This is a genomic window from Mesorhizobium sp. C416B, assembly GCF_030323165.1.
Lineage (GTDB): Bacteria > Pseudomonadota > Alphaproteobacteria > Rhizobiales > Rhizobiaceae > Mesorhizobium.
Window position 1 is genome coordinate 3,597,581 of record NZ_CP100471.1, and the last position, 20,356, is coordinate 3,617,936.

Here is a 20,356-nt window from a genome sequence, read left to right on the forward strand (position 1 = left end):
GATGAGCAAGAAGGGTTACTGGATGGCGATGGTCGATGTGACCGATCCGGAAAACTATCCGAAATACATCGCCGCCAACAAAGCGGCGTTCGACAAATACGGCGCGAAATTCCTGACGCGAGGCGGTCAGTCGTCATGCCCGGAAGGGCCATCCGGCAATCGCCATGTGATCGTCGAGTTCGAAAGCTACGAGATCGCGCTGGCTTGCTTCCATTCCCCCGAATACCAGGCAGCGCTGAAATTCCGGCGCGCTTATTCGACCTCGCATTTCGCCATTGTGGAAGGGGTCTGAACGGTGATCCTGTTTCCGGCCATCGACCTCAAGGACGGCAAGTGCGTGCGGCTGAAGCACGGCGATATGGCGACCGCGACCATCTACAATGACGACCCTGCGGCCCAGGCCAACGCCTTCGAAGAGCAAGGGTTTGAATGGCTGCATGTCGTCGACCTCAACGGCGCCTTCAAGGGCCAGAGCGTCAACAGCGCGGCGGTCGGCGCCATCCTCAAGGCGACGAAAAACCCGGTGCAGCTCGGCGGCGGCATCCGCACGCTGGCGCAGATCGAGGACTGGCTCGACCGCGGGCTGGCCCGCGTCATCCTCGGCACGGTGGCGGTGCGCGATCCCGACCTGGTCCGGGAAGCCTGCAAGGAATTTCCTGGAAAGATCGCCGTGGGCATCGACGCCAAGGGCGGCAAGGTGGCGGTCGAAGGCTGGGCCGAGGCCTCCAGCCTCGGCGTCATCGAACTGGCGCAGAAATTCGAAGGCGCCGGCGTTGCCGCCATCATCTACACCGACATCGACCGCGACGGCGTTCTGACCGGCATCAACTGGGACGCCACGATCGATCTCGCCGACGCGGTGTCGATCCCGGTCATCGCCTCGGGCGGGCTGGCCTCGATCGCCGACATCGTGCGCATGACCATGCCCGACGCAAAGAAACTCGAAGGCGCCATCTCCGGTCGCGCGCTCTATGACGGGCGCATCGACCCGGCCGAGGCGCTTGCGGTGCTGCAGGGCAAGGCGATGGAGACCCGGCCGTGAAAATCTCCATCATCCTGGCCTCCTATGACAGCGGCCACTATCACGGCGGCATGGGCCGAGGCCCGGATGCACTCATCGCCGGCGGGCTTGTCGACGCGCTGACGCTCTCCGGGCATGACGTCGTCGTCACCGATATCGGCAGGGTTGGCGACGAACAGCAGCGCGAGATCGCCACCGGCTTTGCCGTGTGCGGTGCCCTCTCCGGCGAGGTCCGCATCGCCATAGACCGCGGCCGGTTTCCCATCGTGCTGGCGGGCAATTGCCTGACATCGGCCGGTGCGGTTGCCGGCGAGGATGCCGATGCGATCATCTGGGCCGACCAGCATGGCGATCTCAACACCCCGGAGACGTCCATCTTCGGCTTTCTCGATGGCATGGCGCTGGCCACGGTTCTCGGCCTGTGCTGGAAGCCGATGGCCTCGGCCATCCCCGGCTTCAGGCCGATCGATCCGGCGCGCTGCGTGCTGGTCAACGCACGCGATCTCGATCCGGCCGAAACGGAGCTGTTGAAGACGTTGCCGGTCATCCGCACCGAATGCCCGGACTGGGCCACGGCGTGCGGCAGGCTGAAGGCGCCGGATGCGAAGCGGGTGCACCTGCATCTCGATCTCGACGTGCACGACCCCGGGGCGCTGCAGGCCAACCGCTACACCACGCCCGGCGGCCCGGAGCCGAAACAGCTGCGCCAGGCTGTCTGCGGCATGGCCGGCCTGCTGCCGATTTCCGGCATCACCATTTCCGCCTACGATCCGGCGTTCGATGCGCAGGCCGAGGTTCCGCCGCTGGTCGGCGAACTGCTCAGCGAGTTGCTGGCGACGATGGAGAAGGGCTGATGCTGAAGGCCCGAGTCATCCCTTGCCTCGACGTCAAGAACGGCCGCGTCGTCAAGGGCGTCAATTTCGTCGACCTCATCGATGCCGGTGATCCGGTCGAGGCGGCCAAAGCCTATGACGCGGCCGGCGCTGACGAGCTTTGCTTTCTCGATATCACCGCGTCGTCCGACAACCGTGAAACCATCTTCGACGTCGTCGCCCGCACCGCCGAACAATGCTTCATGCCGCTGACCGTCGGCGGCGGCGTGCGCCAGGTGGCCGATATTCGCAAACTGTTGCTGGCCGGCGCCGACAAGGTGTCGATCAACACTGCGGCGGTGAAGAACCCCGATTTCGTCGCGGAAGCCGCCGACAAGTTCGGCAACCAGTGCATTGTCGTCGCCATCGACGCCAAGAAGGTGTCGGCACCCAATGAAGCCGACCGCTGGGAGATCTTCACCCATGGCGGCCGTGAAAAGACCGGCATCGATGCGGTAGAGTTTGCGCGAAAAATGGTCGATCGCGGCGCCGGCGAGATTCTTTTGACCTCGATGGACCGTGACGGCACCAAGGCCGGTTACGACATTGCGCTGACCCGCGCGATAGCGGATGCGGTGCGCGCGCCGGTGATCGCGTCGGGCGGCGTCGGCACGCTCGATCATCTGGTCGAGGGCATTCGCGACGGCCATGCCGGCGCCGTGCTCGCCGCCTCGATCTTCCATTTCGGCACTTACACGATTACGGAAGCCAAGGCGCATATGGCCGAGGCCGGGCTGCCGATGCGGCTGGACTATCCGGTTCAATCCACTCCACAAAGGCTGTAGGTTGCGTCATGGCTGAATTTTCGCTGTCCGATCTGGAAACGATCATTGGCGAACGCGCCCGTTCCGGCGACCCGGACTCGTGGACGGCAAAACTGTTCGCCAAAGGCATCGACAAGGCGGCGCAGAAGCTTGGTGAAGAGGCAGTCGAGACCGTCATTGCCGCCGTCAAGGGCGACGAGAAAGCCCTCGTTTCCGAAAGTGCCGATCTCATATATCATTGGCTCGTTGTGCTTGGCATGGCCGGCGTTTCGCTGGGCGAGGTGCTGAAGGAGCTTGAGGGCCGTACCGGCCGTTCGGGCGTCACTGAAAAGGCATCCCGGCCGAAAGGCTGACCGCGAGAGCCGGATGATTTCGGGCCGAGGCCTTAAATCTGAATCCGTCTTTAAATTGATAGAGGGAGCATGATGTCGCCCGAAAACCGCTTCACACTTTTCGGCCTCATGCTCTAGAGGGCAGGAAACTCGATGGACCAGCTCGCTCCGACCGAGAAATATTCCCCCTATCGTTTCTTCTCGGCCGAGCAATGGTCGAACTTCCGCGCCGACACGCCGATGACGCTGGGCGAAGACGAGATCAACCGTCTGCGCTCACTGAACGATCCGGTCGACCTGGAAGAAGTCAAGCGCATCTATCTGTCGCTCTCGCGGCTGCTTTCGGCGCATGTTGAGGCCAGCCAGCTGCTGTTTCGCCAGCGCCAGGCCTTCTTCAACGCGCTGGATGTGGTCAAGACACCGTTCATCATCGGCATTGCCGGTTCGGTTGCGGTCGGCAAATCGACCACGGCGCGCGTGCTGAAGGAGCTTCTGGCGCGCTGGCCGTCGAGCCCCAAGGTCGATCTCATCACTACCGACGGGTTCCTGCTGCCCAACAAGGTGTTGCGACGCGACAATCTGATGGAGCGCAAGGGCTTTCCCGACAGCTACGATGTCGGTGCGCTGCTGCGTTTCCTCTCGGGCATCAAGTCGGCCCAGCGCAATGTCCGCGCGCCCGTCTATTCGCATTTGACCTATGACGTCATTCCCGGCGAGTTCGTCACCATCGACCGGCCAGACATTCTGATCTTCGAAGGCATCAACGTTCTGCAACCCGGCAAATTGCCGAAGGACGGCAAGATAGTGCCGTTCCTGTCGGATTTCTTCGATTTCGCCATTTATATCGACGCCGACGAAAAGCTGATCCACCAATGGTACATCGCCCGCTTCATGCGCCTGCGCGAGACGGCCTTCCGCAATCCGGACTCCTTCTTCCACCGCTATTCGCAGCTTTCGGAAGACGCCGCGCGTGCCATTGCGGAAGGCTTGTGGGCCAACATCAACCTGAAAAACCTGCGCGAGAACATCGTGCCGACACGAGCGCGGGCCGACCTCATCCTGCGCAAGGGCGCCAATCATCTGGTCGAGGAAGTGGCGCTCAGGAAACTGTGACGACTGGGTTAACGGCGCCTTAGGCAATCCCGGCTAGTTTTTGCTGCAATTCCAGCGGGTCGGGAGCAAGCGGTGATCAATTCGAGCGATGCCGGGGGCCGCCAAGCCCCGGTCTATTCCCTGGTCATTCCGATCTTTAACGAGGAAGCGGTGCTACCGCTGCTGGTGCGGCGGATCCGCATGCTGCTGGACGCGCTGGACGGCCGTGCCGAAGCGATTTTCATCGACGATGGCAGCCGCGACACCAGCCTCATCTTCCTGCGCGGCATGGTTGCCGAGGACGACCGCTTCCGGCTGATCGAGCTGTCGCGCAATTTCGGCCACCAGATCGCCATCACGGCCGGCATGGATGCTGCCGCCGGGGACGCCGTCATCGTCATGGATGCCGACCTGCAGGACCCGCCGGAGGTGGTGCTCGATCTCGTCGCCAAGTGGAAAGAAGGCTACGAGATCGTCTATGCGCGGCGCATCCGGCGCGAGGGCGAAACCTGGTTCAAGCGGGTCAGCGCCAATCTGTTCTATCGCGCGCTCGAGCAGATGACCTCCGTCAGCATTCCGCGCGATGTCGGCGATTTCCGCCTCGTCGGCCGCAAGGCGCTCGAGACTTTCAAACGCATGCCCGAGCGTGACCGCTTCGTGCGCGGCATGTTCGGCTGGATGGGTTTCAAGCAGACCGCCGTGCCGTTCGAGAGGCCGACCCGGGCAGCAGGCGAAACCAAATATCCGTTCTGGAAGATGGTGCGGCTGGCCGTGCACGGTATCATCAGCTTTTCCGACAAGCCGCTGCGGCTGGCGCTGTGGGCGGGTCTGGCCATTTCCGGTCTCGCCGCCCTGCTTGGCCTCTACGCGGTGTTTTCCTGGCTTTTTGTCAGCGGCGTCGTCCATGGCTGGACATCGACGGTGGTGATCATTTCCTTCCTGTCAGGCATCAATCTGCTGATGACCGGCGTCATCGGCCTTTATGTTGGCGGCATTCATGCCGAGGTGAAACGGCGGCCGCTTTACGTCGTCGACCGGCTGACCGGCTTCGAGGAAGCGATCGCCGCCATCAGCAATTCCCAGGCGTCGAAAAAGACGCCGCCCGCGACGCACGAACGCCGGTTCGGTTGACTGTGCGCCAGGCGGTCAACGATCCTTTGCCCGGCTACCGGTTCTGGTCATGGGCCATGCGCCGTTCGGAGCCGGCGCGAATCCTGCGGTTTGCTGCAATCGGCGGCGTATCGACCCTGATCTACGCCGTGCTGACCTTGGCCCTTTCGGCTCTGCATGGCTTTGGCAGGCCTGCGACAATCGCCTCGGTCGCTGGCTATGGCGCCGGCGCGGTGTTCTCCTATTGCGGGCATCGCTTCGTGACGTTCATGTCGGACGGCTCGATTGGCTTCGAGATCGTCCGCTTCGCCTGCGCCACGGCGATCGGGTTTCTGCTCTCGGTCGGGCTGGCCATGATCCTTACCGACGTAGCTGGACTGCCGCCATTGGTGCCAGTGGCAATCGCTTCCATCCTGGTTCCGGTCCTGAACTTCATTATCCTGCGCAAATTCGTCTTCGTGGCTGCCCGATGAGTACGGAGATCCGCACTTCGCTCATCGAGAGATCCGCCCTGACTTCGGCCCAGGGCAGCTCGCGAACGCTGCCACCGACCAGGGTCATCTGCCTGCTCGTGCTGGTGGCGGCCGTGCCCTGGCAGATGCGCTGGGGCGTCATACCCGACACCAGTTGGGCAATCACCATGTCCGAGAAGGTGCTTGCCGGCTCACGGCTCTATGTGGATCTCTTCGAGGTCAATCCGCCGTTCACGCCGTGGATGTTCATGCCGGCCGTGGCCTTGGCGCACGCTCTCGGCATTTCGCCGGAAGTCGTCATTCATCTCTATGCCTATACGATCTGCCTGCTGGGTCTCGGCATTGCCGCGCGGATCGCTAGATTGGCCGGCTTTGCCGAGAACCATGTGCTGTTCTCGATGCTGCCGCTGTTTCTGGCACTGCTGATCATTCTTCCGGGCAACGCTTTCAGCGAGCGGGAACATCTGGGCATCGCCCTGTTTCTGCCGTTACTGGTGTTGATGGCTTGGCGCGCCGCGCCGACGGAAGGGCGCACGCCGAGCTTGTCGATAGCGGCATTGGCCGGCCTTTGTGGCAGCGTCCTGGTGCTGGTGAAACCCTATTATGCGCTGATGGTGCTGGTTCCGGCGCTGTACGTGGCCTTTCAGCGCCGGTCGATCTGGTCGCTCTTCCGCATCGAATACTGGGTAATCGGCTTGGTCTGCGTCGCCTATCTCGTCGCCGTGCTGTACTTTTATCCAGAGTTCCTCAACACCATCTATCCGGTGCTGACCGACACCTATATGCGGCTGCGGGTGGTGCAAGCGCTGTTGGTCAAGTATGCACCAGCCTATCTCATCGCTCTCTACATGTTGCGCTCGCTTCGGCCGGGCCTCGCCCTGTCGCCGATGATCGTGGTGTTCGTCCTGGCGTCATTGGCCGCCACCGTGCCTCTCGTCTACCAGGCCAAGGGCTGGCCCTATCATGCATTCCCGGCGATCAGCCTGATAGCGGCGGCGTTGCTACTCAGAGCCATCCAGATTGACCCGGCGAGGCAATCGCTATCGGGCATGGGGCTGGCGCGGATGCTTTTGCTTGCCGCCACCATTTTGGCCAATGCTGTCCCCTTCTGGCCCAGCCAGAAGCCCAGCGCCGATTTCGTCGCGACGATAAATGCCGCGGTAGACCATCCGAAGGTCGCGCTCATAGGTTCGGACATTGCGGCGGGCCATCCGCTGACGCGAATGGTCGGCGGGAGCTGGATCTCGACGTACTGCAGCGATTGGCTCGGGGGATTTGCTACCTATTTCGCGAAGGTCGAGGCGCAAAGCGGCAACGAGGCGGGGGCCGAACACTACAAGCGGATCACCGATCGCTACATCGATGACAAGGTTGCCCAACTCGAAACCAACCAGCCATCGCTGGTCATTGTGCAGAAGGAGGACATCTTGTGGCTGACCGAGCTTTCCGGCCGGCAGGATTTCGTCCGCTTCATGCAACACTATCGCCAGATCGCGGAGGACGATACGTTGAGGGTCCTTGTTCGCGACGACTTTAGCCGGGCTCCGTCACCCGCCGCAGCGTCAGATTGATCCGGCCGCCTTTTTTCAGAAGCGCCGAGGTCGACGGATAGATGCGGTCGACGCCGTGGAAGCAGAGCCGGCCTTCGCCGCCGAGCACGACGACGTCGCCGCTTTTCAGGCGGAACGATTTGGTACCGCCGTCGCGTGTGGCCCCCCTGCCCGTCACTTGGCCGACCCGGAACAGGCAATCGTCGCCAAGTGACACCGAGACCACTGGGGCCGAGAAATCGGCTTCGTCGCGATCCTGGTGCAGACCCATTTTGGCGTCCTGCGTATAGAAATTGACCAGGCAGGCCTCCGGCGGATTCGGATAGGCGGCGACCTCCCGCCACAATTGCAGCAGCGCGTCCGGGATCGGCGGCCATGGCTCTCCGGTGAGTGGGTGCGTTGGCTGGTAGCGATAGCCCAGCTCCTTGTCGGTGACCCAGCCGAGCGTGCCGCAATTGGTCATGCGCACGCTCATCTCCTTGCCGGTCCGCGGCATCGCCGGCACGTACAGCGGCGCCCGCTGTACAATTGTCCTCACCTCTTCGACCAGCGCTTCCTGCGCCGCGCGGGACAGATAACCAGGCAAGTGGCGGACGCCTTTGGGCAGAACGAGCATGACTTCGCCTCCGGTTGATACTGAAACCATGCCACCGCCAATCAGAAACGGCGACCCGAAAGCCACCGTTGTCGGCCTCCCTTTCTGTGGCAATGGCGAAACCTTGCGGCTGCGGCAGGGGAGGCCGCTTTATGCGCAGTCGGCGCGGTCCTTAGTCGTTCTCTACCCGGCCGCGCAGCTTTTTGATCGTGCCGCGCCCTGCCTTGCTTTGCAGCCGCCGCTCCACCGAGCCTTTCGACGGCCTGGTCTTCTTGCGCGGCGGCGGCGGCGGTTCCGCGGCCTTGGCGACCAGCGCCGTCAGCCTTGCCCGGGCATCGGCCCGGTTCTGCTCCTGGGTGCGGAAGCGGCCGGCCTCGATGACGATGACGCCGTCCTTGGTGGCGCGCTGGCCGGCGAGCTTGATCGTGCGCGCGCGCACGCGTTCGGACAGGCCAGCTGCATTGGCGGCGTCGAAGCGCAATTGGACGGCGGTCGCCACCTTGTTGACGTTCTGGCCGCCGGGACCCGACGAGCGGATGAAATCCTCGTGCAGGTCGCCCGGATGGATTACGGCTTCGTCTGATATGATGATGTCGTCGATAGGCATGCCGCAGTCATGGCGCGGCGGACCAAAAAAGAAAAGGCCCGATCGAGACCGCGCCTTTCAAGGATGCTTCGGTGAAGATGCCTGGACTATTCCGCAGCTTCCTGCAGGCGGGGTGCTGCGCCGAGCACGACGGCATCGACATGGCTCTCGAATTTCTCGAAGTTGACGGCGAACATGCCGACCAATCGCGCTGCCTGCCGGTCATAGGCTGCCTTGTCGGCCCAGGTCGAACGCGGGTCGAGAATGGCGCTCTCGACGCCAGGCACAGCAACCGGCACCTCGAAGCCGAAATTGGCGTCAGTGCGGAAACCGGACGCCTTCAGCGAACCGTCAAGCGCTGCGGCCAGCAAGGCGCGCGTCGCCTTGATCGGCATGCGCTTGCCGGTGCCGTAGGCGCCGCCGGTCCAGCCGGTGTTGACTAGCCAGCAATCGGCGCCGTGGCGGGCGATCAGCTCGCGCAGCAGATTGCCGTATTCCTTGGGGTGGCGCGGCATGAACGGGGCGCCGAAGCAGGTCGAGAAGGTCGCTTCCGGCTCGGTAACGCCCTTCTCGGTGCCGGCCACCTTGGCGGTGTAGCCGGAGAGGAAGTGATACATCGCCTGCGCCGGGGTCAGCCGTGCGATCGGCGGCATGATGCCGAAGGCATCGGCGGTCAGCATGATGATGTTTTTCGGGTGGCTGGCCCGTCCGCTCTTCGAGGCATTGGGGATGAAATCCAGCGGATAGGCGCAGCGCGTGTTTTCGGTGAGCCGGCCGTCGTTGAAGTCCGGCACGCGGTCGGCGTCGAGCACGACATTTTCCAGCACCGTGCCGAAGCGCTGCGTGGTGGCGAAAATCTCCGGCTCGGCCTCGGCCGACAGCCGGATCGTCTTGGCGTAGCAGCCGCCTTCGAAGTTGAAGATGCCGTGCGGTCCCCAGCCGTGCTCGTCGTCGCCGATGAGCGTACGTGACGGATCGGCCGACAGCGTCGTCTTGCCCGTCCCGGAAAGCCCGAAGAAGATCGCCGCGTCGCCGGCCGGGCCCTCATTGGCCGAGCAGTGCATCGGCATGACGCCCTTTTCCGGCAGCAGATAGTTGAGCATGGTGAACACCGATTTCTTCATCTCGCCGGCATAGGAAGTGCCGCCGATGAGCACGATCTTGCGGGTGAGATCGACCGCAATCACCGTTTCGGTGCGGCTGCCGTGGCGGGCCGGATCGGCGCGGAAGGACGGCAGGTCGATGATCGTCATCTCCGGCACGAAATCCTCAAGCTCGGCGGCCTGCGGGCGGATCAAAAGATTGCGGATGAACAGCGAGTGCCAGGCGAATTCGGTGATGACCCGCGTCGGCAGCTTCAGCTCGGCATCGGCGCCGCCGACGAGGTCCTGCACATAGAGATCGCTATTCGCGGCGTGGACAAGGAAATCGGCGAGCAGCATTTCGAACTGGCCCGCCGAAATCGCCTTGTTGTTGTCCCACCAGACATGGGGCTCGGTGGCGCCATCGCGGACGACAAACTTGTCCTTGGGCGAGCGGCCAGTGTGCTGGCCGGTCTCGGCAAGCAGCGCGCCGCCGGCGGTCAACCGGGCCTCGCCACGACGGATCGCTGCCTCATAAAGGGCGGCCGCACCAAAATTATAATGCACCGTGCCGGTGGTTTTCAGGCCGATACGATCGATCGCGCAAGCAGAATTGCGTTTGCCGACTTCCGACATCAAGGGTCCCTTCTTCTGGATTCGCCGCACTTTGCCGGCGCGTTTCCGGCGAGCCCGCGTTAGGGGCTGAGACGGTGAGAACCAGAAAACTCGAATGATATCAAATCATTAATCGATTTAAAAATTTTGAAAGTTGTTTAAATCGTTTATATGTGCAAAAAATCACGGTGGTTGCCCAAAGGATTGGCACACAGTGTTCGTCCAACCCGTGTAGAGGTTCCGATGGGGCCGCCGGCAAGCCGTCCGCGACAGCGGGTGGAGCCTGTGCCACATTTTGTACCTAATTTGTCCTGCAAAAGCCCCTTCTCTAAGACAGAAGGGACAGCTCATGAGGGAGCCGCTTGAAATGGCAACAATCGCGCTTGTCGATGACGACCGCAACATTCTGACATCGGTGTCGATCGCCCTCGAGTCCGAGGGGTATCGCGTCGAGACCTACACGGATGGTGCGTCGGCGCTGGAAGGCCTGGCGGCGCGGCCGCCGAATCTCGCCATCCTCGACATCAAGATGCCGCGCATGGACGGCATGGAGCTGTTGCGCCGGATGCGGCAGAAGTCCGACCTGCCGGTGATCTTCCTGACCTCGAAGGACGATGAGATCGATGAGCTTTTCGGCCTCAAGATGGGCGCCGACGATTTCATCCGCAAACCGTTCTCGCAGCGCCTGCTGGTCGAGCGGGTGCGCGCCGTGCTGCGCCGCGCCAGCGCCCGCGAAGCTGCGGCAAAGGCGCCCAGCCAGCAGGCCCGTTCGCTGGAACGCGGCCAGCTCGTCATGGACCAGGAACGCCATACCTGCACCTGGAAGGGCGAGCCGGTGACGCTGACGGTCACCGAATTTCTCATCCTGCACTCGTTGGCGCAGCGCCCCGGCGTGGTAAAAAGCCGTGATGCGCTGATGGATTCCGCCTATGATGAGCAGGTCTATGTCGACGACCGCACCATCGATAGCCACATCAAGCGGCTGCGCAAGAAGTTCAAGGCCGTCGATGACGACTTCGAAATGATCGAAACCCTTTACGGAGTCGGATACCGGTTCCGCGAAGCTTGAGTTGATGCATGTCGCCCAAAAGTGGTCGCGGTTTTTGGGACGACGACATGCATAAAACCAAAGACTAGGCGGGAGCTGCTATTCGATGGCAGTGGATGTACAGCGGAGCAGACGAACGAGCGCTGTCAGGCGGTCGCGGATTCTGCCCGCATTCCTGTCGAGGTTGACGGTGCCGATGCGCCGCTTTCTCGGCCACCACATCTTTTCCAGCCTGACCCGGCGCATCCTGTTCCTCAACCTGGCCGGTCTCGCCGTGCTGGTCACCGGCATCCTCTATCTCAACACCTTCCGCGACGGGCTGATCGACGCCCGCGTCGAAAGCCTGATGACGCAGGGCGAGATCATCGCCGGCGCCATTGCCGCGTCGGCGACGGTCGAGACCGATTCGATCAGCATCGATCCAGAAAAACTGCTTGAACTGCAGGCCGGCGAAAGCCTGGGGCCGGGCTCCGACCAGCTCGACAATCTGGATTTCCCGATCAATCCCGAGCGCGTCGCGCCGGTGCTGCGGCGGCTGATTTCGCCGACGCGCACCCGGGCCCGCATCTATGACCGCGACGCCAATCTGCTGCTCGATTCGCGCCATCTCTATTCGCGCGGCCAAATCCTGCGCTACGACCTGCCGCCGGTCGAGGACGAGCAGCCGGATATGCTGGAGCGCGTGCAGAAATTCGTCTTCGACTTCTTCCGCAACAAGGACCTGCCCGTCTACCATGAGCAGCCCGGCGGCAACGGTGCGGCCTTCCCGGAAGTGGTCAAGGCGCTGACCGGCAGTCCATCGACGATCGTGCGGGTGAGCGAACAGGGCGAGCAGATCGTTTCGGTGGCGGTGCCGATCCAGCGCTTCCGTGCCGTCCTCGGCGTGCTGATGCTGTCGACGGAAGGCGGCGACATCGACAAGATCGTCGCCGCCGAACGCAAGGCTATTTTGCGCGTGTTCGGCATCGCCGCCCTGGTCACCGCCATCCTGTCGATGCTGCTCGCATCCACCATCGCCAATCCGCTGCGCCGCCTATCGGCGGCGGCAGTGCGGGTGCGGCGCGGCGTCAAGAGCCGCGAGGAGATCCCCGACTTTTCCGACCGCCAGGACGAGATCGGCAATTTGTCGGTCGCGGTGCGCGACATGACCAATGCGCTCTATGCCCGCATCGAGGCGATCGAAAGCTTCGCCGCCGATGTCTCGCACGAGCTGAAGAACCCGCTGACCTCGCTGCGCAGCGCGGTGGAGACCTTGCCGCTGGCCAAGAACGACAATTCACGCGGCAGGCTGATGGAGATCATCCAGCACGATGTCCGGCGTCTCGACCGGCTGATCACCGACATTTCCGATGCCTCGCGCCTAGACGCCGAACTGGCGCGTGAGGATGCCGCCACGGTCGATTTGAAGAAATTCATCACCGATCTCGTCGCCGTGTCGCGCGAAGCGACGCGCAACAAAAAGGCTGTCGAGATCGAATTCAAGGCCGCCAAGCTGCCGCAAGGCGTCAAAGGCTATTTCGTCACCGGCCATGATCTCAGGATCGGCCAGGTCATCACCAATCTGATCGAGAATGCCCGCTCCTTCGTGCCGGAGGACCACGGTCACATCGCCATTTCCCTGGCACGCTCGGGCAAGGTCAACATCGTCACCGTCGACGACAACGGCCCCGGAATCCGCGCCGACGCCATCGACCGCATCTTCGAGCGCTTCTACACCGACCGCCCGGCCGGCGAGGCGTTCGGCCAGAATTCAGGGCTTGGCCTGTCGATATCCAGGCAGATCGTCGAAGCCCATGGCGGCACGCTGACCGCCGAGAACATCCCCGGCACCAAGCCCGGCGACATCAAGGGCGCGCGCTTCGTCGTTACGCTGCCGGCCGAAGGCTGATCGCGGCTGCGCATGCCCGATCCCACCGCGAAACCCGAGAACATCCATGCCACCGCAATCCTGATTGGCGAGCGGGGCGTCCTGATCACCGGGCCGTCCGGCTCGGGCAAGACAACGCTGGCGCTGGCGCTCATCGACCATTTCAGCCGGCTCGGGCTGTTTGCGCGGCTGATCGGCGACGACCAGCTGTTTGTCGCGGCGCGTTTCGGGCGGCTGGTCTGCCATGCGCCCGCCAGCATCGCCGGCCTCACAGAGGTGCCCGGACTTGGTCCGAAGCCGCTTTTGTTCCAACCTGTTGGGGTCATCGACCTTACGATCCAGCTGGTTGCCGCAAACGCTGTGGAGCGTTTCCAGGAAGAGTCGAGCGCGACCATTGCCGGCTGTGTGGTGCCGCGCATCGACCTCGTTCAGCGCAACGTCACTGCGGCTTTGCCGGCGGTAATGGCGCGGCTGGCGATTGCGCCTTTCGTATGATCCGCCGCCGGTTTTTTGCTGCAATGCGTCAAATTGGCCATGGCCGACGCAATTTTGGGCTTGTCAACGCGCCGCGCGTCGACAAGATAGCGCTCCCGCCGCCTGGGATGGCCGGCGAGCATAAAAAGCGCCTGTGAAGCGGCGATGACGGGAGCCACCATAGAATGATCGGACTCGTGCTTGTAACGCACGGTCAGTTGGCCGCCGAGTTCCGCCATGCCGTGGAACATGTCGTGGGGCCACAAGACAATTTCGAAACCGTGGCAATCGGCGCCGATGACGATATGGAGCAGCGTCGGCGCGATATCGTCGACGCCGTCGGCCGCGTCGACACCGGGACCGGCGTCATCGTTCTGACCGATATGTTCGGCGGCACGCCTTCCAACCTCGCCATTTCGGTGATGGAATCCGGTCGCACCGAGGTCATCGCCGGCATGAACCTGCCGATGCTGATCAAGCTGTCGTCGATCCGCAAGGGCGACAACATGGCGACCGCGCTCGACGAGGCGCAGGCCGCGGGGCGCAAATACATCAACGTCGCAAGTCAGCTGCTGAGCAGCAAATGAACGCGCTGTCGCCCGGTGAGATCGTGCGCGAGTTCCCGATCGTCAACCAGCGCGGCCTGCATGCGCGCGCCTCGGCGAAGTTCGTCCAGGTCGCCAGCGGCTTCGACGCCACCGTCCATGTCGAGAAGGATGGTCTCAAGGTCGGCGGCACCTCGATCATGGGGCTGATGATGCTGGCGGCGAGCCCCGGTTATTCGATCCGCGTCACCGCCAGCGGCGCTGAAGCCGCAGCGGCGATGGACGCGCTGGAGCAGCTGGTCGCCTCGCGCTTCGGCGAAGAGTGCTGAAGTTTTTGCTTTGAACGCCGTTGTCCCAAAACCGCGGGATACTTTTGGGCGGCATGCATCCCCGTAAAACACATACGCGCATAAAGATTTCTTTATATCCATTGTCGTCTTGGCGGCGATCTGCTAGTCAGGCCGGCATTCCGCGCCCTTCGACGCGCCGTGTGGCGCAGGCGCATTCTGAAGACAAATCACACCGGAGCACTGCCATGACAGGTAGCAAGGACTATGTGGTCGCCGACATCTCGCTTGCCGGCTGGGGCCGCAAGGAACTCGATATCGCCGAAACCGAAATGCCGGGCCTGATGGCCTGCCGCGAGGAATTCGGCGACAAGAAGCCGTTGAAAGGTGCGCGCATCACCGGCTCGCTGCACATGACCATCCAGACTGCGGTGCTGATCGAGACGCTGAAGGCGCTTGGCGCCGATATCCGCTGGGCCTCGTGCAACATCTTCTCGACCCAGGACCATGCGGCCGCAGCCATCGCCGAGGCCGGCATCCCGGTGTTCGCCGTCAAGGGCGAGTCGCTCGAGGAGTATTGGGACTACACCGACAGGATCTTCCAGTGGGCCGATGGCGGCCTCTCCAACATGATCCTCGACGATGGCGGCGACGCCACCATGTACATACTGATCGGCGCCCGCGCCGAGGCCGGCGAGGACGTGCTGTCCAACCCGCAGAGCGAGGAAGAGGAATACTTCTACGCCCAGGTCAAGAAGCGCCTGAAGGCCTCACCCGGCTTCTTCACCAAGCAGAAGGAAGCCATTCGCGGCGTCACCGAAGAGACGACGACGGGCGTCAACCGTCTCTACCAGCTGCAGAAGAAGGGCCTGCTGCCGTTCCCCGCGATCAACGTCAACGACTCGGTCACCAAGTCGAAGTTCGACAACAAATATGGCTGCAAGGAATCGCTGGTCGACGGCATCCGCCGCGGCACCGACACCATGATGGCCGGCAAGGTTGCGGTCGTCTGCGGCTATGGCGACGTCGGCAAGGGCTCGTCGGCTTCGCTCAAGGGCGCCGGCGCCCGCGTCAAGGTCACCGAAGTCGATCCGATCTGCGCGCTGCAGGCGGCGATGGACGGCTTTGAAGTCGTCACGCTGGAAGATGCCGCACCAACCGCCGACATCGTCATCACCACCACCGGCAACAAGGATGTCGTCACCCTCGACCACATGCGCTCGATGAAGGACATGGTGATCGTCGGCAATATCGGCCACTTCGACAATGAGATCCAGGTCGCGTCGCTGCGCAACCTGCAATGGACCAACGTCAAGCCGCAGGTCGACATGATAACCTTCCCGGACGGCAAGCGGATGATCCTGCTGTCCGAGGGGCGCCTGCTCAACCTCGGCAACGCGACCGGTCATCCGAGCTTCGTGATGTCGGCTTCGTTCACCAATCAGGTGCTGGCGCAGATCGAGCTCTACACCAAGCCCGGCCAGTACCAGAACCAGGTCTATGTGCTGCCCAAGCACCTCGACGAGAAGGTGGCGCGTCTGCATCTCGACAAGCTTGGAGCCCGCTTGACCGAACTTTCCGGCGAACAGGCCGCCTATATCGGCGTGACCCCGCAGGGTCCGTTCAAGCCGGAACACTACCGCTATTAGCCAAAGCGGCGTTTACCACTAGATATTGAAGCCGGGCGATTGACTTTTCGCCCGGCTTCTTTTTTGCGCGGATGATTCTTCACGCCGATTCCAGCACGCGCTATTGTGCTGATTCGTGGGCCGGGGACGAGGCCGGCGTACGCATCGAGAGCATGATTCGAACCGAAGGACCGCGTCAGCGAAAAGTGGGAAGCGGTTTTCGGAAAAGATCATGCTCTTTAGAAAAGAGTTAGGTCAGAAGGGCGTTTCCATCAAACGTGATCCTGATCTAGGCGGTCTTGCATTCAGGCGGCGAAGAGGACCAAGGCATGCCGGGGGAAAACCCGCCTCGCGCGGGATCGGCCGTTTCCGGCGGCCATGACGATTCCGATAGCAATGGCTCCGTCACGACAGGCGGTGGCCTGAAGAGGCGCGTTGGCGCCCGCACCGCCGGCTTTCTTGCCACCTCAGCTCTTGCCGGCCCGCTCACCTCGTTTGCCGCCCATGCCGAGCCGGCCATTGCGCAGAAGGCCGGACTGTCGGTCAGCGCGGTCGAAGTCATCCAGCTCGCCATGTTCGTCGGCGTCATGGGCGCGGCACTGGTCTCGGCCATCTTCCTGATCCGCGAAAGAGCCCGCACCTCGGCGCAGAATGTCGAACTCAGAGCCCGCATTGCCGACATCAATGCGGCGCTGCAGCGCTCCGAGGCGCTGCTCAATCTGCGTGACCAGCGCGTCATCGTCTGGGCGTCCGAGAACAAGAAGCCGGAGCTGATCGGCACGCTGCCGCTGGAAAGCGGTGCGCCGGACGACCGTGCAGCCTTCCTCGCCTTCGGCCGCTGGCTGATGCCGCGCTCGGCGGCGGCGCTCGAAAATGCCGTCGCTGGTCTGCGCGAGAAAGCGAAACCCTTTGATCTCGTGATCGAATCGCAGGCCGGGGCGCCGCTTGAAGTGCATGGCCGCAAGAGCGCCGCGCATGTGCTGGTGCGCTTCGTCTCGCTGTCGGAGACGCAGCGAAGCCAGGCCAGGCTGAAGATCGAGAACCAGCGGCTGGCCGCCGACTACGAGACCATGATCGGCCTGCTCGACGCCTTGCCGATGCCGGCCTGGCTGCGCGCCACCGACGGGCGGCTGAAATGGGTCAACCGTGCCTATGCCGGAGCGGTCGAGGCACCGAACGCCGAGACCGCGGTGCGCGAAGCCAAGGAATTCCTCGGCGCCCAGGCGCGCGAACAGATCGCCGCGCAGCACAAATCGCGCCCGATCTTCGAACAGACGCTGTCGACGGTGATCGAGGGCGACCGCCGCGTGTTCGCCGTCACCGACTTCGCCGGTGCCGACGGCTCGGCCGGCCTTGCCTGCGACACCAGCGCCACCGAAACCATTCGCGGCGAATATGAGCGCACGGTGCGCAGCCATGCCGACACGCTCGACCAGCTCAACACGGCGGTGGCGATCTTCGATGCCAACGAGAAGTTGCGCTTCTTCAACCAGGCGTTCCAGAAACTGTGGGGGCTGGACCCGGGCTTCCTGCACAGCGCGCCCGACAATGCCCTGCTGCTCGACCGGCTGCGCAGCGAAGGCAAGATCGCCGAGCAGCCGGAATGGCGGCGCTGGAAAGAAGGCCTGCTTGGCGCCTACCGCGCGGTGGAATCGCAAGAGCATTGGTGGCATCTGCCCGACGGCAAGACCATCCGCGTGGTGGCCAACCCGCAGCCGAAGGGCGGCGTGACCTGGGTGTTCGAGAACCTGACCGAGAAGATGGACCTGGAAAGCCGCTACCAGACGGCGGTGCGGGTCCAGGGCGAAACGCTCGACAATCTGGCCGAAGGCGTCGCGGTGTTCGGCCCCGATGGGCGGCTGCGCCTGTCGAACCCGGCCTTTGTCGCGCTGTGGGGACTGAGCCAGGATGTGATCAAGCCCAACGTCCATGTCTCGGCGATCCGCGATCTCAGCGACCAGCGCGCCGTCGACAGCCCGTGGGGCGGGTTCGTCGCCGCCATCACCGGTTTCGACGACGAGCGCCGCGACCGCCATGGCCAGACCGAACTGAAGAACGGCACAGTGCTCAGCTACGCCGTCATCCCGCTGCCCAACGGCCAGGTGATGATGACCTTTGTGGACGTCACCGACAGCGTCAATGTCGAGCGCGCGCTGAAGGACAAGAACGAAGCGCTGCAGAAATCCGACCAGCTGAAGAACGAGTTCGTGCAGCACGTCTCCTACGAGCTGCGCTCGCCGCTGACCAACATTATCGGCTTTACCGAGCTTCTGTCGCTGCCGGCGACCGGGCCGCTCAGCCCAAAGCAGCGCGAATATGTCGAGCATGTCGGCTCGTCATCCTCGGTGCTGCTCACCATCGTCAACGACATACTCGACCTCGCCACCGTCGACGCCGGCATCATGCAGCTCGACATTTCGGAAGTAAGCGTCGAGCGCACCATCGAGGCCGCGGCCGAACTGGTCGCCGACCGGCTGCAAGAGCATTCGATCAAGCTCCGGATCGACGCCGCTGCGGCGCCGAAGAGTTTTCACGGCGACGAGACCCGGGTTCGCCAGATCCTCTACAATCTGCTCAGCAACGCCGCCAATTACGCGCCGGAGGCGAGCACTATCACGCTTGCCTGCCGGCATTTGGAGCAAGGTGTGGAATTCTCCGTCCATGACAACGGCCCCGGCATGCCGCCGGACCTGCTCGATTCGGTGTTCCGCCGCTTCGAGCCGCGCACCAATGGCGGGCGCCGGCGCGGTGCGGGCTTAGGCCTGTCGATCGTCAAGAGCTTTGTCGAGCTGCACGGCGGCAGCGTGCGCATCGAGACCGGCAAGGACAAGGGCACCACCGTCATCTGCACCTTCCCCGATGCACCGTCGGGCATCCGCGCCGCGGCCGAGTAGCGCGCTCGATGACTGTTGTTGTGCTGGAGCGTTTTCTCGCCGACGAGGCTGCGACCGCAAGGCTCGGCGAAGACCTGGCCATGGCGCTGCGGCCGGGCGACGTGCTGGCGCTCAAGGGCGATCTCGGCGCCGGCAAGTCGACGCTGGCGCGGGCCCTGATCAGGGCGCTGGCCGATGATGCCGGCCTCGATGTGCCGAGCCCTACCTTCACCTTGGTGCAAAGCTACGACACGCGCATCCCCGTGCACCATTTCGATCTCTATCGCCTGTCCTCGGCCGGCGAGATGGACGAGCTGGGTTTCGACGAGGCGCTGCTGCAGGGCGCTGCCCTTGTCGAGTGGCCGGAACGGGCGGAGGCCGCTCTTCCGAGAACGTCGATCTGGATCGAACTCGTCCATCAGGACGAAGGACGATTGGCGAAACTATCGGGCCAAGGCGTTGCCTTCGAACGCGTGGCGCGATCGCTGGCGATGCGCGATTTCCTCAAAACGGCCGGTTGGGGCGACGCCGCGCGGCGTCATTTCGTCGGCGACGCCTCGGCGCGCTCTTACGAGATTGTTTCGCTCGCCGGCCTTGCGCCGCGCGTGCTGATGAATTCGCCGCGGCTGGTGCTGGGGCCGCCGGTGCGCGACGGCAAGCCCTATGCCGTGATCGCCCACACGGCGCAGTCGGTCACCGCTTTCGTCGCCATCGACAAGGCGCTGCTGTCGCAAGGTGTCAGTGTCCCAAAAATCCATGCCGAGGATCTCGAACGGGGCTTTCTGCTGCTGGAGCATCTGGGCTCGGAAGGTTTTCTCGACGGCAATGATGAGCCGGTGGCCGAGCGCTACGCGGCAGCGGCCGAATTGCTGGCGATGATGCATGGGAAGACCTGGCCGCAGCGCATGGAGGCCGTGCCAGGCGTCTTCCACGAGGTGCCGCCGTTCGATCGCGACGCCATGCTGATCGAAGCCGATCTCTTGGTCGATTGGTATGTGCCGATGGTGACCGGCAGCCCGGCAAGCGAGGCTTTACGCGCCGGCTATCACAGGGAATGGAACGCGGTTCTCGATCGGCTGGACACACAGAAATACACGCTGATGCTGCGCGACTTCCATTCGCCCAACATCATCTGGCGCGGTGACCGCAAAGGCCACGACCGCCTCGGCATCGTCGACGTCCAGGACGCGCTGATGGGTCCTGCGGCCTATGACGTTGCGTCGCTGGCCATGGATGCCCGCGTCACCGTTTCGCCCGATATCGAGCAGCGGACCGTGGACGCCTATGTCGCTGCGCGGCACGCCGCCGTCGGCTTCGATGAGGACGCCTTCCGCAGGGCCTATGCGATCATGGCGGCGCAGCGCAATTCAAAGATCCTCGGCATTTTCGTGCGGCTCGAAAAGCGCGACGGCAAGCCCTATTATCTCCGACACCTGCCGCGCATCCGCGATTATCTCAGGCGGGCGCTGGCGCACCCGGCGCTGGCTCAGCTGAAGGAGTTTTACATGGCACATGGCCTGCTGGAGGAACGGCTCCCGTGAC

The 20,356-nt window shown here is 63.3% G+C and carries 20 protein-coding genes; 17 read left to right on the top strand and 3 right to left on the bottom strand.

Annotated elements, in window-relative coordinates:
* Position 1 precedes the first annotated feature (1 nt).
* From NLY43_RS17440 to NLY43_RS17480, 9 genes are all read left to right on the top strand, one after another.
* The gene (locus tag NLY43_RS17440; protein ID WP_023710435.1) at positions 2 to 292 is read left to right on the top strand and encodes a DUF1330 domain-containing protein; all 291 of its coding nucleotides are present in this window, start codon (positions 2 to 4) and stop codon (positions 290 to 292) included.
* 3 nt (positions 293 to 295) lie between these two features.
* On the top strand, positions 296 to 1,042 hold the full coding sequence (gene hisA, locus NLY43_RS17445; protein WP_023710434.1) for a 1-(5-phosphoribosyl)-5-[(5-phosphoribosylamino)methylideneamino]imidazole-4-carboxamide isomerase: 747 nt from the start codon (positions 296 to 298) through the stop codon (positions 1,040 to 1,042).
* Positions 1,039 to 1,875: an arginase family protein gene (locus NLY43_RS17450; protein ID WP_023672316.1), complete on the top strand. Its 837-nt coding sequence runs from the start codon at positions 1,039 to 1,041 to the stop codon at positions 1,873 to 1,875. Before hisA ends, NLY43_RS17450 begins: the two co-directional genes overlap by 4 nt.
* Positions 1,872 to 2,678, top strand: coding sequence for an imidazole glycerol phosphate synthase subunit HisF (gene hisF, locus NLY43_RS17455; protein WP_023687423.1), 807 nt, complete (start codon positions 1,872 to 1,874; stop codon positions 2,676 to 2,678). Before NLY43_RS17450 ends, hisF begins: the two co-directional genes overlap by 4 nt.
* 8 nt (positions 2,679 to 2,686) lie before the next feature.
* Positions 2,687 to 3,010 carry a phosphoribosyl-ATP diphosphatase gene (locus NLY43_RS17460; RefSeq protein WP_023681408.1) on the top strand — a complete coding sequence of 108 codons (324 nt, stop codon included), beginning with the start codon at positions 2,687 to 2,689 and terminating at the stop codon, positions 3,008 to 3,010.
* 132 nt (positions 3,011 to 3,142) lie between these two features.
* Entirely contained in the window at positions 3,143 to 4,102 is a 960-nt protein-coding gene (gene coaA, locus NLY43_RS17465; protein WP_023672313.1) for a type I pantothenate kinase, read from the top strand.
* 72 nt (positions 4,103 to 4,174) lie between these two features.
* Complete coding sequence (locus NLY43_RS17470) at positions 4,175 to 5,212, top strand: glycosyltransferase family 2 protein (RefSeq protein WP_023710433.1); 1,038 nt, start codon at positions 4,175 to 4,177, stop codon at positions 5,210 to 5,212.
* A gap of 2 nt (positions 5,213 to 5,214) precedes the next feature.
* On the top strand, positions 5,215 to 5,664 hold the full coding sequence (locus NLY43_RS17475) for a GtrA family protein (protein WP_245267867.1): 450 nt from the start codon (positions 5,215 to 5,217) through the stop codon (positions 5,662 to 5,664).
* Positions 5,661 to 7,235, top strand: coding sequence for a hypothetical protein (locus NLY43_RS17480; protein ID WP_023710432.1), 1,575 nt, complete (start codon positions 5,661 to 5,663; stop codon positions 7,233 to 7,235). Before NLY43_RS17475 ends, NLY43_RS17480 begins: the two co-directional genes overlap by 4 nt.
* Here NLY43_RS17480 and NLY43_RS17485 read toward each other — a convergent pair.
* The 3 genes from NLY43_RS17485 to NLY43_RS17495 all read right to left on the bottom strand — a co-directional run bounded on the left by NLY43_RS17485 (position 7,198) and on the right by NLY43_RS17495 (position 10,113).
* Positions 7,198 to 7,830: an alpha-ketoglutarate-dependent dioxygenase AlkB family protein gene (locus tag NLY43_RS17485; protein ID WP_023710431.1), complete on the bottom strand. Its 633-nt coding sequence runs from the start codon at positions 7,828 to 7,830 to the stop codon at positions 7,198 to 7,200. The two genes, NLY43_RS17480 and NLY43_RS17485, sit on opposite strands and share 38 nt — an antisense overlap.
* Positions 7,831 to 7,981: 151 nt before the next feature.
* Positions 7,982 to 8,416 (bottom strand): alternative ribosome rescue aminoacyl-tRNA hydrolase ArfB, encoded by a 435-nt coding sequence (gene arfB, locus NLY43_RS17490; protein ID WP_023672309.1) that lies wholly within the window; start codon positions 8,414 to 8,416, stop codon positions 7,982 to 7,984.
* An 86-nt stretch (positions 8,417 to 8,502) separates the two neighbouring features.
* Positions 8,503 to 10,113, bottom strand: a complete 1,611-nt coding sequence (locus NLY43_RS17495) for a phosphoenolpyruvate carboxykinase (RefSeq protein ID WP_023710430.1) — start codon at positions 10,111 to 10,113, stop codon at positions 8,503 to 8,505.
* Between the two features lie 346 nt (positions 10,114 to 10,459).
* Between NLY43_RS17495 and NLY43_RS17500 the strand changes: the two genes are divergently transcribed.
* The 8 genes from NLY43_RS17500 (at position 10,460) to tsaE (ending at position 20,355) form a co-directional block, all read left to right on the top strand.
* Entirely contained in the window at positions 10,460 to 11,161 is a 702-nt protein-coding gene (locus NLY43_RS17500) for a response regulator transcription factor (protein ID WP_010912942.1), read from the top strand.
* Positions 11,162 to 11,246: 85 nt separating this feature from the next.
* Positions 11,247 to 13,028: a sensor histidine kinase gene (locus NLY43_RS17505; protein WP_023672307.1), complete on the top strand. Its 1,782-nt coding sequence runs from the start codon at positions 11,247 to 11,249 to the stop codon at positions 13,026 to 13,028.
* Positions 13,029 to 13,040: 12 nt separating this feature from the next.
* Positions 13,041 to 13,502 carry an HPr kinase/phosphorylase gene (locus NLY43_RS17510; RefSeq protein WP_023710429.1) on the top strand — a complete coding sequence of 154 codons (462 nt, stop codon included), beginning with the start codon at positions 13,041 to 13,043 and terminating at the stop codon, positions 13,500 to 13,502.
* A 164-nt stretch (positions 13,503 to 13,666) separates the two neighbouring features.
* Positions 13,667 to 14,068 (top strand): PTS sugar transporter subunit IIA, encoded by a 402-nt coding sequence (locus NLY43_RS17515; RefSeq protein ID WP_023672304.1) that lies wholly within the window; start codon positions 13,667 to 13,669, stop codon positions 14,066 to 14,068.
* Positions 14,065 to 14,355 (top strand): HPr family phosphocarrier protein, encoded by a 291-nt coding sequence (locus NLY43_RS17520; RefSeq protein ID WP_023672303.1) that lies wholly within the window; start codon positions 14,065 to 14,067, stop codon positions 14,353 to 14,355. Before NLY43_RS17515 ends, NLY43_RS17520 begins: the two co-directional genes overlap by 4 nt.
* Before the next feature lie 206 nt (positions 14,356 to 14,561).
* A complete protein-coding gene (gene ahcY / locus NLY43_RS17525) occupies positions 14,562 to 15,962 on the top strand; it encodes an adenosylhomocysteinase (RefSeq protein ID WP_023681401.1) in 1,401 nt (466 codons plus the stop codon).
* Positions 15,963 to 16,270: 308 nt separating this feature from the next.
* Positions 16,271 to 18,835 carry a sensor histidine kinase gene (locus NLY43_RS17530; protein ID WP_023672300.1) on the top strand — a complete coding sequence of 855 codons (2,565 nt, stop codon included), beginning with the start codon at positions 16,271 to 16,273 and terminating at the stop codon, positions 18,833 to 18,835.
* Positions 18,836 to 18,843: 8 nt separating this feature from the next.
* Positions 18,844 to 20,355 (top strand): tRNA (adenosine(37)-N6)-threonylcarbamoyltransferase complex ATPase subunit type 1 TsaE, encoded by a 1,512-nt coding sequence (tsaE, locus tag NLY43_RS17535; RefSeq protein ID WP_023687431.1) that lies wholly within the window; start codon positions 18,844 to 18,846, stop codon positions 20,353 to 20,355.
* The last annotated feature ends 1 nt before the right edge of the window (position 20,356 follow it).